Source organism: Kutzneria viridogrisea DSM 43870 (genome assembly GCF_000525635.1).
Lineage (GTDB): Bacteria > Actinomycetota > Actinomycetes > Mycobacteriales > Pseudonocardiaceae > Kutzneria > Kutzneria viridogrisea.
This window is the reverse complement of record NZ_CP007155.1, coordinates 7338876-7354155: the sequence shown is the minus strand read 5'-3', so window position 1 is coordinate 7354155 and position 15280 is coordinate 7338876. Positions and strand designations below refer to the sequence as shown.

General features: G+C 71.2%; 16 protein-coding genes. 6 read left to right on the top strand and 10 right to left on the bottom strand.

Features of this window, described 5'->3' with window-relative positions:
- The first annotated feature begins 27 nt into the window (after positions 1–27).
- On the top strand, positions 28–558 hold the full coding sequence (locus KALB_RS32175) for a pyridoxamine 5'-phosphate oxidase family protein (protein WP_025359790.1): 531 nt from the start codon (positions 28–30) through the stop codon (positions 556–558).
- A gap of 139 nt (positions 559–697) precedes the next feature.
- The gene (locus tag KALB_RS32170; RefSeq protein WP_025359789.1) at positions 698–1726 is read left to right on the top strand and encodes a methyltransferase; all 1029 of its coding nucleotides are present in this window, start codon (positions 698–700) and stop codon (positions 1724–1726) included.
- 1 nt (position 1727) lies between these two features.
- Here the strand turns inward: KALB_RS32170 and KALB_RS32165 are convergent, their stop codons facing one another.
- Together KALB_RS32165 and KALB_RS32160 are read right to left on the bottom strand one after the other, a co-directional pair.
- Positions 1728–2930 (bottom strand): glycosyltransferase, encoded by a 1203-nt coding sequence (locus tag KALB_RS32165; protein ID WP_025359788.1) that lies wholly within the window; start codon positions 2928–2930, stop codon positions 1728–1730.
- 73 nt (positions 2931–3003) lie between these two features.
- Positions 3004–3669, bottom strand: coding sequence for a peptidylprolyl isomerase (locus KALB_RS32160; protein ID WP_025359787.1), 666 nt, complete (start codon positions 3667–3669; stop codon positions 3004–3006).
- A 34-nt stretch (positions 3670–3703) separates the two neighbouring features.
- Between KALB_RS32160 and KALB_RS32155 the strand changes: the two genes are divergently transcribed.
- Both KALB_RS32155 and KALB_RS32150 read left to right on the top strand, forming a co-directional pair.
- Positions 3704–4453 carry a 2OG-Fe(II) oxygenase gene (locus KALB_RS32155; protein WP_042222822.1) on the top strand — a complete coding sequence of 250 codons (750 nt, stop codon included), beginning with the start codon at positions 3704–3706 and terminating at the stop codon, positions 4451–4453.
- The gene (locus tag KALB_RS32150) at positions 4443–4739 is read left to right on the top strand and encodes a hypothetical protein (RefSeq protein ID WP_025359785.1); all 297 of its coding nucleotides are present in this window, start codon (positions 4443–4445) and stop codon (positions 4737–4739) included. The genes KALB_RS32155 and KALB_RS32150 overlap by 11 nt, the downstream gene beginning before the upstream one ends.
- Here the strand turns inward: KALB_RS32150 and KALB_RS32145 are convergent.
- The 3 genes from KALB_RS32145 to KALB_RS32135 form a co-directional block, all read right to left on the bottom strand.
- Complete coding sequence (locus KALB_RS32145; protein ID WP_030108001.1) at positions 4732–5169, bottom strand: nitroreductase/quinone reductase family protein; 438 nt, start codon at positions 5167–5169, stop codon at positions 4732–4734. The two genes, KALB_RS32150 and KALB_RS32145, sit on opposite strands and share 8 nt — an antisense overlap.
- Positions 5170–5232: 63 nt before the next feature.
- Positions 5233–7677, bottom strand: a complete 2445-nt coding sequence (locus KALB_RS32140) for a CHAT domain-containing protein (RefSeq protein WP_030108000.1) — start codon at positions 7675–7677, stop codon at positions 5233–5235.
- Between the two features lie 190 nt (positions 7678–7867).
- On the bottom strand, positions 7868–8314 hold the full coding sequence (locus KALB_RS32135; RefSeq protein ID WP_025359783.1) for a hypothetical protein: 447 nt from the start codon (positions 8312–8314) through the stop codon (positions 7868–7870).
- Between the two features lie 338 nt (positions 8315–8652).
- On the opposite strand from KALB_RS32135, the gene KALB_RS32130 reads away from it, so the two are divergent.
- Entirely contained in the window at positions 8653–9462 is an 810-nt protein-coding gene (locus KALB_RS32130) for a glycoside hydrolase family 16 protein (protein ID WP_030107999.1), read from the top strand.
- Between the two features lie 55 nt (positions 9463–9517).
- Here KALB_RS32130 and KALB_RS32125 read toward each other — a convergent pair whose 3' ends face one another.
- A complete protein-coding gene (locus KALB_RS32125) occupies positions 9518–10690 on the bottom strand; it encodes a cytochrome P450 (RefSeq protein ID WP_025359782.1) in 1173 nt (390 codons plus the stop codon).
- Positions 10691–10760: 70 nt separating this feature from the next.
- On the opposite strand from KALB_RS32125, the gene KALB_RS32120 reads away from it, so the two are divergent.
- A complete protein-coding gene (locus KALB_RS32120; protein ID WP_025359781.1) occupies positions 10761–11369 on the top strand; it encodes a TetR family transcriptional regulator in 609 nt (202 codons plus the stop codon).
- Positions 11370–11627: 258 nt separating this feature from the next.
- Here the strand turns inward: KALB_RS32120 and KALB_RS32115 are convergent, their stop codons facing one another.
- From KALB_RS32115 to rnhA, 4 genes are all read right to left on the bottom strand, one after another.
- A complete protein-coding gene (locus KALB_RS32115; protein WP_025359780.1) occupies positions 11628–12263 on the bottom strand; it encodes an ankyrin repeat domain-containing protein in 636 nt (211 codons plus the stop codon).
- Complete coding sequence (locus tag KALB_RS32110; RefSeq protein ID WP_025359779.1) at positions 12263–13723, bottom strand: DHA2 family efflux MFS transporter permease subunit; 1461 nt, start codon at positions 13721–13723, stop codon at positions 12263–12265. The genes KALB_RS32115 and KALB_RS32110 overlap by 1 nt, the downstream gene beginning before the upstream one ends.
- Positions 13724–14086: 363 nt before the next feature.
- Complete coding sequence (locus tag KALB_RS44470; RefSeq protein WP_025359778.1) at positions 14087–14716, bottom strand: SecDF P1 head subdomain-containing protein; 630 nt, start codon at positions 14714–14716, stop codon at positions 14087–14089.
- Between the two features lie 71 nt (positions 14717–14787).
- Entirely contained in the window at positions 14788–15243 is a 456-nt protein-coding gene (rnhA, locus tag KALB_RS32100) for a ribonuclease HI (RefSeq protein WP_025359777.1), read from the bottom strand.
- Positions 15244–15280 lie beyond the last annotated feature (37 nt).

Below are 15280 nucleotides of genomic sequence, written 5' to 3'. Positions count from 1 at the left end.
CGGGATGCTCGCCGGGTCTACACCGGCATGGACACCAAGAACCTCGCGGACCTCTACGAGCTGCCGGCCCTCGACTGGTCCTCGGTCACCGACCGGCTCGACGCCGGATGCGACCAGGCACCCGGCTCGGGTGGCCCCGACCGGCACACGACCTGGCTCACGACCATCGATCCCGACGGCAGCCCGCACGTCACCGGGGTCGGCTCGCTCTGGGTGGACGGCTGCTTCTGGTTCGAGACCGGCCAGACCACCCGCAAGGGCCGCAACCTGGCCCGCGACCCGCGGTGCACCGTCGCGATCGCCACCCAGGAGTTCGACCTCGTGGTCGAGGGCACCGTCGAGGTCGTGACCGACCGCGACACCGTCGCCCGGCTGGCCGCGGCCTGGGCCGAGGGCGGCTGGCCGTGCGCGGTCGACGAGTCCGGCACCGCCCTCACGGCGCCGTTCAGCGCGCCGTCGGCCGGTGCGCCGCCGTGGTCGGTCTACCGCGTCATCGCCCGGTCGGCGTGCGCCGTCGCCACGGTCGCGCCGGGCGGCGCCACCCGCTGGACCTTCTAAAGCCCCGCCCCGTCGGTCAGCCGCGTGGCCGCGCCGCTGCCCGAGGTGAACGTAACGATCAACGGCTGGAGTAGCCCTGCCGCACTTCGACCCAGGAGGTTAGGCTCGCCTAAGTTGATCGTGACGAAGGGGGATCACCGTGACCGACCCAGCCCAGGACCGCGCCCGGTTGACGCAGACCGTGCTCGGCTTCATGGCCGCCCAGACCGTGCGTGCCGCCGTGCGGCTCACCCTGGCCGACGCCTTCGGCGACGCCACCCGAGACCACGCCGAGGTCGCCGCCGAACTCGACCTGCCCGCCGGGACGGTGAACCGCCTGCTGCGCGCACTGGCCGCGCTCGGCCTGTTCGCCGAGCCCGAGCCGGGGCGGTTCGCGCTCACCTCCACGGGCGCCCTGCTGCGCACCGACCGCCCGGACTCCCTGCACTCCTTCGTCGACATGTTCACCGACCCGGTGATGATCCGGGCCTGGGAGGAGCTGCCGCACAGCGTGCGCACCGGCCGCACCTCGTTCGACGAGCTGTTCGGCGAGCCGTTCTTCGCCCACCTGCGAGGGCACCCGGACAAGTCCGCGCTGTTCAACGCCTCCATGAGCCAGGGCACCCGCGCGCTGGCCGAGACGCTGCCCGAGGTCTTCGACGCCAGCCGGTTCCACACGGCGCTCGACATCGGCGGCGGGGACGGCACCCTGCTCGTGCCGCTGCTGAAGGCCAACCCGGCCCTGCGCGGCATCGTGTTCGACTCCGCCGAGGGCTCCGCCCAGGCCCCCGACCGGCTGGCCGCCGCCGGGCTGACCGAGCGCTGCACGGTCAGCCACGGCGACTTCTTCACCGGCCTGCCCTCGGGGGCCGACCTGTACCTGATCAAGAGCATCCTGCACGACTGGGACACCGACCGGTGCGTGACCATCCTCGGCCACTGCCGGTCGGTGCTGCCCGAACACGGCCGACTGCTGATCATCGAGCCGGTGCTGCCCCCGACCGTCGTTCCCGGCGGGCCGGCCGGGCTGTACCTGAGCGACCTGAACATGCTCGTCAACGTCGGCGGCCGGGAGCGCACCCTGGCCGACTTCCACGAACTGTGCCAGCGCGCGGGTTTCGCCGTGGAGGTCGCCGAGCCGGTCCCGCCCGCCGGCGGGTTCTGGTGCCTGGTGGCCCGGCCGGTCTGACTCAGCCGAACCGGGTCGCCAGGTCGGCCACGAGCTGGTCGAAATCGGGCAGGGCCAGGAACTGGCGCTGCACCGCCTTGGCCCGCGACCGGTAGCCCGGGTCCGCCAGCACGGTGCGGCACGCGGCCGTCAACGAGGCGTGGTCCACGTCCTCCACGTTCAGCCGCGTGCCCAGGCCCAGTTCGACCAGCCGGTCGGCGTTGGCGGGCTGCTCGGCGAACAGCGGCACCACCACCGTCGGCACGCCCGCGTTGAGCGACTCGCGCACCCCGCTGAAACCGCCGTGCGTCAGGAACAACTCGCAGGCGGGCAGCAGGAGTTGCTGCTGCACGAAGGAGGTCAGGTGCACGTTGTCCGGGCGGCTGCCCGGCCAGTCCCTCGGGTCCACGTCCTTGCCCAGGGCCACGACCGCCGTCACGGGCAGTTCGCCGAGCACCTCCACGATCGTGTTCAGCACCGGGGAGTCCCCGGCGAGCAGCTTCGCGGCAACCGAACCGAGACTGGCCAGCACCAGCGGGCGGTCGCCGGGAAGCCCCGCCACGGCGGGGTCGAGCCGCTGCCCGGTCGGCAGCAACTCCGGCCGGTAGTACCGCGCGCCCGGCACTCGGCGCCGCACCGGGTAGAACTGCTCCGGCACCACGCCCGCCACCGTCGTCCGCATCAGGTCGTCCGGGTCCCCGGTCGGCGCCAGGTCCAGCGCCTGCCGCTGGGTGTTGATCTCCGCCAGCAGGGCCTCCGGGTCCCGCGGCGTCAGCGGGGAGATGTCCAGCACCGCACGGGACAGCCCCAGCGCCTCCGCCGCGTAGTACGCCCCGAACGCGGTCGGTTCGTGCACCAGCAGGTCCGGCTTCCACTGCGTCAGCGCCTCGATCAGATCCTGCGCGTAGGGCAGCGCCGCGGGCCCCGCGAAGTTGCGCGCCGCCACCGCCCCCGGTGTGCCCACCGTGCGCAGTCCGACCCCGGTCAGCATGCTCATGTCGATCCCGTACCGCCGCGCGATCTCCGGGTTGTCCCGCATCTCGCCCAGCCGCACCACGTTGGGCAGCGGCAGCACCTGAAGGCCCAGGTCGTGCACCTGCGCCACCAGGTTCGGCCCCACCGCCACCGCCACCTCGTGCCCCGCCCGCCGCGCGGCCTGTGCCACCGGCACGACCACCGGCATCAGGTGCGAGTACTCCGACTGTGCCGTGAACACCACGCGCATGACAGCAACCCCTCAGTCCTCGACTGCTGATCACGCTAAGACCTCCAGCTAACTAGAGGTCAACTCGGTGTGATCAGAACCGGACCGAGCCGCCCGCGATCGTCACCGGCTTGGCGGGCGCCCCGTCCAGCTCGCCCCGCTCGCTGGGGATGATGCCCGCCGCCACGACGCGGTCCAGCACGTCCATGCCGCGCACCACCTTGCCCAGCACCGAGTAGTTCGCCGGGATGTGCGCGAAGGAGTGCACGATGAAGAACTCGCTGCCGTTGGTGCCCGGCCCCTGGTTGCCCATCGCGATCGTGCCGCGCTCGTAGGTCTCGGTGCCGTCCACCTCGTCGGGGAACTTGTAGCCGGGGCCACCCTTCTCCACCTCGTAGATGTCCCCGCACTGCAACACCCCCAACCGCGTGCTGTTGGTCAGCCGCCAGCACTGGCTGTGGTCGTAGAAGTGCTGCAACACCAGGCTCACCATGTTGTGCACCGCGCACGGCGCCGCTCCCGCCCGGTTCAGCCGCACCGTCACCGGCCCGTAGTTGAACCGGAACGTCACGTCCACCGTGCCCACCGTCAACGCCACCGGCAGCGGTCGCAGCACCCACCTCGCCGCGGGGTTCTCCGGGGTCGGCGTGAACGTGCACCGCACCAGCGGCACGTCCGCCGCCGAGGCCTGTCCCGCCCCGACCAGACCCGTCAACGCCACCACGACCACCGCGAGTGCCGCACCCCAGCGCAGTTTCATACCGGCAAGCTAACAAGTGGGGGCGCTCAGCGCCATGGCGGAAATCCGCCAGCCGACCCGCCCACCCGCCTGGCAGGCTCGTGGGGTGCATCAGGTGGACGAGCAGGACTGGGCGGGGTTGGCGGCGGAGTTGGACGCGCAGGGGTGCGCGCTGACCGGGCCGTTGCTGACGGCTGAGCAGTGCGGGGAGGTCGCGGCGTTCTACGAGCAGGAGGCGTTGTTCCGGTCCACAGTGGACATGGCGCGGCACAACTTCGGCTCGGGGCAGTACAAGTACTTCCAGGCGCCGGTGCCCGAGGTGGTGGCGCGACTGAGGGCGGCGTTCTACCCGAGGCTGCTGCCGATCGCACGGGACTGGGCGGGGCGGCTGCGTAAGCCGGCGCCCTGGCCGGACACGCTGGCGGAGTGGCTGGGCATGTGCCACGAGGCGGGCCAGGTGAGGTCGACCCCGATCCTGTTGCGCTACCGGGCCGGGGACTGGAACGCCCTGCACCGGGACCTGTACGGGGACCTGGTCTTCCCGTTGCAGGTGGTGATCGGGCTGGACGTGCCGGGTGCGGACTACACGGGCGGGGAGTTCCTGTTGGTGGAGCAGCGGCCCAGGGCGCAGTCCCGCGGCACGGCGGTCAGCCTGCCGCAGGGCCACGGGCTGATCTTCACCACCAGGGACCGGCCACTGCGCTCGGTGCGCGGCTGGTCGACGGCACCCGTCCGGCACGGGGTCAGCAGCGTGCGCTCGGGGCTGCGGCACACGCTCGGGCTGGTGTTCCACGATGCGAGCTGACCTGCTGGTGGCGGTGGGGCACAGCCGGGACGCGGCCTCCCGCGCACTGGTGACGGACTTCCTCGCGCGCTGGCCGGGGGAGGTGCTGGTGGTGGTGAGCTGGCCCGAGCGGGCGGCCTCGTGGTTGCGGCAGGCGCGAAGGCTCGCCGCTGGGCAGCCGGATGCCTGGGTGGTGGCCAGCACCGTGGACAGCTGGTGGCACGTGCGACGGCGCCTGTGCGAGCAGCCGGGCTGGGATCCCGCGCGGACCTACCTGCTGCACGAGGGGGCCGTCGACCTCAGCTGACGACCACCAGCGGGATCTCCCGGTCGGTGCGGTCCTGGTGCGCGGCGATCTCCGGCCGGCTCGCCCTGAGTGCGGCGAGCAGCCGCTCGCGCTCCTGCCCGGTCGCGGTGACCGCGCGCCCCTCGACCCGTTCCAGCACACCGGCTGGCGTCCTGCGTTCCAGCACCACCTCGGGCCGCGCCAGCAGGTTGCGGTACCAGGCCGGGTGCTCCGCGGCGCCCAGGTTCGAGGCCCACAGCACGGTGCGGCCCGGTTCCTCGCCCAGGTCCCCCAACGGGGTCGTGTGCGGCTTGCCCGTGCGCACGCCCGTGGTCGTCAGCAGCACGATCCTGGCCCCGCGCAACGCCTCGTGGCCGACGAGCCCGTTGTTGGCGCGGAACTCCTCGATGATCGCCCGGTTGAAGGCCCGCATGTCGTTCGGTGCCGCCATCGCCCAGTTCCCTCCACTGTGGACAGCTGTGCCAATGCCGCCGCGTCCACGGTACCCCGGTGCTCAGTAGGCCTGGTAGGCGGTCCAGATGATGGGGTGCGGTTCCCTGATGTCCGCCCGCCGGGCGGGGCGACCGCGCAGCGAGAAGACCTTCCACTCGCGCAGCATGCGCAGCTGCACCGCACGGAGCACCTCGGCGTGGTCGAGGTCCGGGACGAGCATGCCCTTGATCAGCATGTCCTCGAACGCCTCGGTGAACGGAGCGTCGAGGACGTCGACCGAGGTGGCCACGACCTGTTCGGCCCCGGACTGGACCAGTCCGGCGGCCAGGCCGACGCCCTCACCGCCGGTCAGGGAGCCGCCGGAGCCGGAGCAGTACGAGACGATCACCCGTGCGGGCATCGGCAGGAGCGGGGTGCCGTCCTGGACGCTGCCGAGCAGCTCGCCTGCCCGCAGCGGATCACCTCCCGCGAGCGGCAGGCCGGACCACGCGAGGTCGGGTCTGGCGTGCCCGCGGTAGAAGAACAGCCCGTGTGCCTTCGGGTCGATGCGGTGCAGCGCGCTGAGCAGGGCCTGCCTGGTGGCTGGGCTCGCGGAGGTCGGGCCGCCCAGCACCTCCCACGCCAGGCTCACCGCGGACCCCGTGGTCCGTTCGCGCAACGTGCCGTCGGGGTTGTCGCACGCGATCAGGAAGGGCACGGGCGAGCTCGGTGGATGCGGGGCCCGTGCCTTGCGGGCCAGTTGTGTGGGCGCGGAGGTCCAGGTGCGCAGGGTGGCTCGCTCGACCAACCGGTCCGAGGAACCGGGAACGACAGCGATCGGCCATGGCACGCAACCGAACTCGCGTGCCGGTGCGAGGGTGAGCCGCAGCGGCTCCTTCCGCTTGGCGGCTTCGGAAAGCAGGTCGACCAGCGGCGGCGGGAGCAGGCCGCCGACCGTGCTGGACATGATCTGCTCCTCGGGTGACCGCCACTGGGCCAGGTGCAGCAGCGGCTCGTAGTGCTCACCGGATTCCGCCCTGTGCGGCGGCAGGTTCCACGTCTCGGGCTCGGCGGACTCCGAGCAGCCCGCGAGGCTGCGCAGGACGGGCTGGAGGTGCTCGTCCTCCCTGAGGTCCGTCATGCCGTGGGCGACCGGCTTGCCATCCTCGGCGAGGAACCAGAACATGACCCCGTTCTCCACGTGCGAGGACCAGAACACGCCCTGGGGCAACGCGTCGTCCAGGGCGCACGGGTCCGGTGCCGGTCCGGCGCCGGGCTGCTCGGAGTAGTGGGGCGCCAGCAGGGAGGTCCCCTGGTACGCCACGGGGGCGGGCCGGTTCAGGCGGGTCGAGGTGAAGGCGTCGTTCACCGCGGCGAAGACGGCCGTGGACAGCGACATGCCGCCGTCGGTCAGCCGGGGCTCGCCCTTGTTGGAGAGGCGGACCCCCGTTGCGGTCACCTTCTCCTGCTCTTCCCGGTGGTCGATCTCGAGCTCGGTGGCGACCAGCGATTGCAGCCGGCAGGACTCGATCAGCTCCGCCAGGGCTCGTCCGTCCCCGAGTTCGACGGCGGCACGCAGCGCCGCGTACCTGGACGGCGCGAAGTTGCCCCAGGTGGACTGGCGCTGGGCGCGTGAGCACGCCTGGTAGCGCGGTGCGTCCAGCTTCGCCCATGCGGCCACGGCCAGTCGCAGCGCCTGTTCGTGCTCTCCCAGCGCGTTGTGGATGCTCGCCGCCTGCTGCTCCAGGTCGCCGATCACCCACGTGTCCGCCTGGTCCTGCCGCAGACGGTCGAGGGTTCGAGTGGTCACCCGCAGCGCCCGGTGGAAGTGGCCCTCGGCGGCCAGCCTCCGCACCAGGCAGGAAGCGAGGTAGCCGTAGTTGATGACACCGAGCCGCCGTACCTCGTGCACCTGCTCCTCGTCCCGGGCGTCGATCTCCGCCTCGGCGGAGAGGAGCTTGCCGGTGATCCGCAGGAAGTGCTGTGACGGCCGGTGTGAGACCAGGCCCTCGACCATGTTGAGCAGTGCGGACGCGGAGGCGGTGTCCCCGCCCCGCAGGCAGCAGACGATGACCTGCGACAGCGCCTTGCGCTTGTGCGTGCGCCTGGTCCAGCGCAGGGCGGCACCGGTGAAGCACTCGCTCGCCGTGGACCAGTCGCCGAACTGGACGTACTGCCGCCCCAGCAACTCGTGCAGTTGCGCGAGCTTGTTGTCCCCTGACACGGGTTCCCGGGCGAGGCCGTGTTCCAGCGAGACCCGCATGATGACCGACCGGGCCCAGGCGATGCCCGCGTTCCCGGCGTCGTGCGCGTCCGCGAGCGAGAGACCCCTGAGCAACCCCTCGTGCTCCAGCAGTTCCGTGCTCAGCTTGCCCGGCAGGTCCTCGTGCCGCTCCAGGTAGTCGTCGATCAGCGCGGCGATCCGCCTGGTCGACCCCGAGGCCAACGGCCCCTGATCAGGCAGTCGCCGCCTGCTGGCCACCCGCCCGGCCAGCGCGAGCACCCTTCCGTAGACGTGGCGTCCCACCGATTGACCTGCCCTCGTTCCGATGTGCGCCCAGGCGGTGATCGACGGGCGTGGCTGGTACTTCGCCGCCACCCGCCCCGGCGTAACGCCCCATTCGCGGGAATCTGCCCGGTGCTGGTCGGGCCACCGCGCGCGGGAGGGTGGTTACCCGTGACTACGGGCGGGCTGGGGAACTTGACCTGGGGTGGGGTCAGACCAGTTGCCTGGCGTCCCAGCCCCAGTCGGTGATCATCTCGTGCTCGCCCGCCGTGGACAGCACGACGACCGCGTAGCCGAGCGGGTCGCCGCCGACGAGGGTGATCTCCTTGCGGGAACCGGCGTACGCGGCGTCGTTCACCGAGATGTCGGCCTTGACGAGCTCCTCGCGCTGGGCCTGGGTGAGCGAGGTGTGCAGCCGCGAGACGGCGAGCTGGCAGGTGGCGGCGCTCTGCTGCGCCTTGAGCTTGGCCTGGGCGGAATCCGCCAGCGCGCCGCACGCGCTCGCGGCGTCACCGGTGCCGAGGGCGTGGAAGTAGGCCTGGACCGTGGCGCCCTCGGCCTTGAGGTGGCTCGCGCAGCCACGGCTGATGAGGGAGAACCCGATGACGGCGACTACGGCGAAGCCGAGCCAGCCAAGGACCTTCGTCAACCCCGCCACGGCGAGCCCCCCTTCACCTCGGTGAGCTCGTGCCCGTCGCTCAACGGGTGTTGATCCTAGGCGTGGGCCGAGGGTTCGAGCCAGCTGTTGACCGAACCCGTGAACGCCCCGAAGTGCCCGTGCCGGGTCCAGGAGGCCGCCTCCCGGCACTGGAGTCCTTTATGGACAGTTGCTGACCGCCTTTCACGCGTCCTTGACCACCGGTGGGTGCCGGTGGTTCACTCGCTGTCCCGGGCCCCGCCAGGCTTGTCGTCCGAGTGAACCGAGACGAGGAAGGCCTGTGGCACACGGCGTTCGCGGTCGCGGGCCGGTCCTCCTCCTGTCCATGGGAGGTTGAAGTGCGGACACCCCTGCTGTCGCGCGCTCTGGCTTGTGCCGCTGTGGTCCTGCTGTGCGGTGCCGGCCTCGCCGATGCCGCGCCCTCGGCCCCGAAGCTGTCCTGGTCCGACGAGTTCTCCGGGGCCGCGGGCAGCGCGCCCAACCCCGCGAAGTGGAACTACGACACCGGCGGCGGTGGCTGGGGCAACCAGGAGTTGGAGTACTACACCAACAGCCGTAACAACTCCTTCCTGGACGGTGCCGGGCACCTGGTCATCCAGGCGCGCAAGGACGACGCGGCCAAGTACCACTGCTGGTACGGGACCTGCCAGTACACCTCCGCCCGCCTGCTGACCTCGGGCAAGTTCTCCCAGACCTACGGCCGGTTCGAGGCCCGCGTCCAGGTTCCCGGCGGGCAGGGCGTGTGGCCGGCGTTCTGGGCCCTGGGCGCCAACATCGGCAGCGTGGGCTGGCCCGCCTGTGGCGAGATCGACGCCATGGAGAACATCGGCAGGGAGCCCAACCAGGTGCACGGCAGCCTGCACGGCCCCAACGGCTACAACACCAGTTCCACCTACACCCTGGGCTCGCCGGTCTCCGCGGGCTTCCACACCTTCGCCGCGGACTGGTACCCCGACCACATCGCCTTCTCGGTGGACGGCCACGTCTACAACACCCAGCAGCGGCCTGCCTCCGGGTGGGTGTTCGACAAGCCGTTCTTCCTGTTGCTGAACCTGGCGATCGGCGGCAACTGGCCCGGATCCCCCAACGGGGCAACGCATTTCCCGGCGAAGATGCTCGTGGACTACGTGCGCGTCTATACCCACTAGGTGCGACGGCTGTAAAAGAAGAACCGTGTGTTCCCACGGTTGCCCCGGCCTGCGCTCACCAGCTGACCGGCAGCTCGTCTACTCCGTAGATGGCGGTGTGCTCGCGCAGCTTTACCTGCTCCGGCGGCACGGCGAGGCGCAGGCCGGGGAATCGCCGGAACAGCGCGGGCAGGGCGGCCCTGAGTTCGACCCTGGCCAGTTGCTGGCCGAGGCACTGGTGGATGCCGTGGCCGAAGGCGATGTGCCCGGTGGCGGGCCTGGTCAGGTCGAGCCGGTCGCCCTCGGGGAAGCGCTCGGGATCCCGGTTGGCCGCGGGCAGCGAGACCATCACGCTCTCGCCCGCCCTGACCAGCTCGCCCTCCAGTTCGACGTCCTCCAGTGCTGAGCGGATCGTGCCCGGCACGACGGGCAGGTAGCGCAGCAGTTCCTCGACGGCGTTGTCCGCGGTCTGCGGATCGGTGAGCACCGGGATCTGCGCGGGGTCGAGCATCAGCGCCAGCGCGCCGAGGCTCAGCACGTTCGCCGTGGTGTCGAACCCGGCCCCCAGCAGGAGGAACGCGATGTTGGTCAGTTCCTCCTGCGTCAGGTCCGTGCCCTCGGTGATCAGCCCGCTGAGCAGGTCGTCGGCGGGCTCGGCTCGCTTGGCCTCGATCAGTTCGGCGAGGTGGCCGGTGATCTCGCCCAGCGCCTTGAGCAGGCTCTCCATGCTCGTGCCCGGCTTGTTGAGCTCCGCGGCCTGCCGCTCGAACTGCTCGCGGTGGCCCTGCGGCACGCCGAGCAGCTCGCAGATCACCTGCGCCGGGATCGCCATCGCGTACTCGCGCACCAGGTCCACCGTCGGGCCAGCCTGCGCCATGTGGTCCAGGCGCTGCCCGGCGATCTGCTCGATGTGCTCGGTGAGCTTGCGCATGCGGCGCACCGTGAACTGGCCGGTGAGCAGGCGCCGGTACCGGGTGTGCTCCGGCGCGTCCATGCCGATGAACGAGCCGGGTGTGGCGGGCGGCGGCTCCTTCGCGGGACTGAACGGGTTGCTGCGCAGCTCCTGCCGTGCGCTGAACCTGGTGTCGGCCAGCACTGTGCGCACGGTCTCGCGGCGGGTGACCAGCCAGCCTAGCTTGCCGTCCGGATAGCGCACGCGGGCGATGGGCCGCTCCGTGCGCATCGCCTGGATCGCGTCGGGTGGGTCGAAGGGATGGGACCTGGTCATCGGGAAGGTCAGTGGCTCCATGCGCCCATCAAACTGCACTCGATGTAACTTTGCAACTGATGTAAGCCTATTCTTCGTGTAAGGTTCCTGTGTGGACGAGTCACGGCGTGAGCGCAAGAAGCGGCAGACCAGGCAGCTGCTGGTGGAGACGGCGCTGCGGCTGTTCGACGAGCAGGGCTACGAACAGACCACCGTCGCGCAGATCGCCTCCGCCGCCGACGTGGCCACGAAGACCTTCTTCAACTACTTCCCCAGCAAGGAGGACGTGCTCTTCGCCGAGAGCACGGCGTACCAGGCCATCCCGATCGAGGTGATCGCCGACCGGCGCGAGGGCGAGTCCGTCAGCGAGTTGCTGACCAGGGCGTACGAGAAGAGCATCGCCGACTACCGGGCCGGGGGAGTGGGCCCGCGCGACCGCGAGTTCATGCAGATCTACGTGCGACTGGTCAGCTCGGTGCCTTCCTTGCAGGCCAAGGCACTGCACCAGGCGTTCGAGACGCAGAAGGACGTCGCCGCCGCCCTGGTGGCCGCCTACCCGGACGAACTCGACCTGATCAGCGCCAGCGCGGTCGTCGGCGCGCTCGCCGGTGCGACCCAGGCCGCGTCCCTGGTCTGCCTGGAGCAGGGCTGTTCGGAGGACGAGCTGTGGGAGGCCATGCGCCGAGCCCTGGACATCGCCCTGAACGGTTTGGGGGCGTAGACCCCCGCGCGGCCGGTGGTGATCGTTGAGACTGGGTGACTAGCCCGGCTCGCGCGGGGAACACGACCTGATCCTGTGCGCCCAGCATCACAGCGAGGGACCACCCCCGCTCGTGCGGGGAACACCACGGCGGGTGCTTGCATCCGGTGCAAGTCGACGGACCACCCCCGCTCGTGCGGGGAACACGCTTCCTGACCTGCGACGTTGCGGCCGTCAGTGCGATTCCGGCATCGGTTTTGGCGCAGCCAGCCTACGCGCTCACAGGTCCCAGCCCGACTCGATCAGCTCATACCCCTCGGACGTCACGCGGTGGGTTTGGGCCCAGCCCCCTGCCACCCGGCACCAGCTCTTGACGATCAGCTCCCGGCCGGTGAGCTCGATGCTGAAGCCGCCGTACAACCCGGGCACGGGGAAGCGCAGGCAGGGGTTGGTCAGCTCGGTGAGCACGTGGATCTGGGGTAGCCGCAGCGCGTGTTCGGTGACGAGGTCGGGGATGCGGTGCCGGATCAGTTCGTGCAGCTGGTGCTCCAGCTCGCTGAGGTCCTCCTCGGACCGCGGGCGGATGACCTCGGCGAGCAGGAGGTGGCCCTTGCGCACGGCGATGTCCACGGGCCGTTCGCCGTCGCTGGTGCGCAGTGTCCGCCAGGCGCCGAGGTCGAGCAGGCGCTGGGCGATGTCAGGGCGCACACCGTGCCAGGCGGCCTGGTGCAGCGGGGCGTAGCCGCTGGGGCCGCCGACACGGGTGGAGTTGACCATGCCGGAGCCTGTGACGGCCTCGAGCACGTACGGCCAGTTGCCGTCCCGCGCGGCGTCGGCGAGGCCGTCCCGCTTGGCGACGTGCTCCTCGCGGTAGTCGGACCGCAGGGTGACGCCGTCCCACTCCGCGTCCTGCACTACTCGGTCTCCGGCTTGGGCTCGTTGCGCAGTACGACCAGCCCGATCACCAGCGCGACCACGACGAGCGCGGCGCCGATCAGGAACGCGAGCTGGTAGCCGCCGGTCAGCGCGGTCACGGCGTTGACCCCGGCGGCGGCCAGTTCGCGGGTGCGGGTCGCGGACAGGGTGGCGAGCACGGCCAGGCCCACCGCGGCGCCGACCTCCATGGTGGTGTTGACCAGGCCGGAGGCCAGCCCGGCGTCGTCCTCGGTGGCACCGGACATGGCCAGCGCCGCCAGCGTGGGGAAGCTGACGCCGATGCCCACACCCATCAGCAGGGTCGGCGGCAGCACGTCGGTCAGGTAGTTGCCGGGCACCGGGACGCGGGCGAACAGCGCCAGGCCCGCGGCGATCAGGACCAGTCCGGGCAGCAGCACGGTCCGCGCGCCGAACTGGGTGATCAGCCGTTCCGAGTAGCGCAGGGACAGCGTGCCGATCACCACGGTGGTCGGCAGGAAGGCGAGGCCGGTCTGCAGCGCGTCGTAGCCGAGGACCTGTTGCAGGTACAGCACGCCGAGGAAGAACATGCCGAACATGCCCGCGACGGTCAGCGCCTGGATCGCGTTGGCCCCGGACACGTTGCGCGAGCGGAAGATGCGCAGCGGCACGAGCGGGTTGCGCGCGGTGGCCTCACGCGCCACGAAGGCGATCAGCAGCACCAGTGTCGCCCCGGCCAGCAGCAGGGTCTGCGGCGCGGTCCAGCCGAGTTCGGCCGCGGGGGTGACGATCGTGTAGACCCCGAGCATCAGCGAGCCGGTGATCAGCGCGGCGCCCAGGAAGTCGGTGTCCCGGCCCACGCCGACGCCCCGGTCCGCGGGCAGCAGCCGCAGTGCGACGAAGCCGGTGATCAGGCCGATCGGAATGTTGATCATGAAGATCCAGTGCCAGCTCAGCACCTGGGTGAGCACCCCGCCCGCGAGCAGGCCCACCGAGGCACCCGCGGTGGCCACGAAGCCGTACGCGCCGATCGCCTTGGCCTGTTCGCGCTGGCCGGGGAACAGGGTCACGATCATGCCCAGCACCACGGCCGAGGTCATCGCCCCGCCGACACCCTGCACGAACCGCGCCGCGACGAGCAGTTCCTTGGTCGGCGCCAGTCCGCACAGCAGCGAGGCCACCGTGAACACGCCCAGCCCGGACAGGAACATGCCGCGGCGGGAGAGCAGGTCGCCCAGCCGGCCCGCCAGCAGCAGCAGGCCGCCGAAGGCGATCAGGTAGGCGTTGACCACCCAGGCCAGGCTGGACTGGGTGAACCCGAGGTCGCTCTGGATCGCGGGCAGGGCCACGTTCACCACCGTGCCGTCCAACACGATCATGAACATGCCGATGCACAGCACGATCAGCGCTGTCCAGCGCGATCGTCTGTCCGCTGCCGCGCTCTCGGTGCCGCCCGCGGTCGATCCGATGGTTCGCTGCATGTGCCAAATCCTTCACGTCTGGTGTGTCGAACACCAGTAAGGACCACGACGAGTGGCGGAACTCATCGCGGCTGCGGACCGCCGATCCACCGGGCCCGGTTCGCGGCCGCGCGGGATTCGGCCACTCCAGGGCGGGACTCGCGCGCCTGTGGACGGTATTCGCGCACGCCTGGGCGGGACTCGCGCGGCGTCGATTCGCCACCCCGGGAGTTGGCTCGCGCGGCGCGGACTCGCCGTCACCAGGCCGGGACTCGTGGTCCCGAGAGCGGGACTCGCGTGCCTGTGGGCGGGATTCGCGTGTGCCTGGGCGGGACTCGCGGTCCGGAGGCCGGGACTCGCCGTCGTCTGGGCGGGACTCGTGGGTTAGTTGCGGGTGAGGGCCTCGGCGAGTTGGCGGGCGGCCTGCTCGGTGAACGAGCCGGAGACCTGCGTGTCCCCGGCGATGGGCTGGTTGATCCTGGGGGCGGACACGACCTCACCGTCCAGCGTGAAGGCCACCTGGCCGCCGACGTGGGTGCCGGTGTAGTCCGACCAGGTCCGCGCGCCCTCCGGGGTGAAGGTCAGCCACACCACCCAGCTGCCCTGCTCGGACTCGAACGTGGCGCGCGCGGACTGGATGCCGCTGGCGTCGAGGAACGCGGGGCCGAGCAGGTAGCGGGTCTGCCGCGCGTGGTCGCAGGTGAGCAGCGGCTTGCGCGGGTCCTCCTTGCCGGGCAGCGGCCTCAGTCGCGAGCAGTCCAGGTCCTCCAGCGCTCGGGCGGTCAGGCCGGCGGCCTGGCGGTCCACTGTGGACTGTGCGCTGCGCTGGACCGCGGCGGAGTCCTCGACCACGGGGCGGAACACCAGGGTGGTCTCGGCCGGAGTCGGGGTGGTCCTCGTGGTGAGCACGAACTGCGTGGCCACCCCGCAGAACAGCGCGATCGCGCCGAGGATCGTGACGGGCACGAGTATCGGCCAGGACCGGTCCGCCCGGTGCCTCGGCTCGTGGATCATGTGGTGCCCCTTCGTCGGCGCTCTACACCTTCGACGGGGGCGGTCCCCGTGTTACCGGTAGCGGCGGCGGCTCACGGCCGCTCGGCGCGGCCGGTCACCTCGTGCACCCCGCGCACGGCCAGCCGGTCGGCGCGCTCGTTCTCGGGGTGGCCGGCGTGTCCCTTGACCCACAGCCACTCCACCTCGTGCCGCGAACCCGCCTGCTCCAGCCGCTGCCACAGGTCGGCGTTCTTCACCGGCTGCCTGCCGCTGGTCTGCCAGCCGTTGCGCTTCCACTTGGCCATCCACTGGGTGATGCCGTTGCGCACGTAGGTGCTGTCGGTGTAGATCCGCACCACCGAGGGCCGGGTCAGCGTCTCCAGCGCCTGGATCGGGGCCATCAGCTCCATCCGGTTGTTGGTGGTCTGCCCCGCCTCCCCGCCGTACATCTCCCGCTCGTGCCCGCCGTAGCGCAGCACCGCGCCCCAACCGCCTGGACCTGGGTTCGGGCTGCACGCCCCGTCGGTGTAGATCTCCACCACTGCCACGCGGTGACCCTACCGACCGGGCTGGCTCGTCCACAGT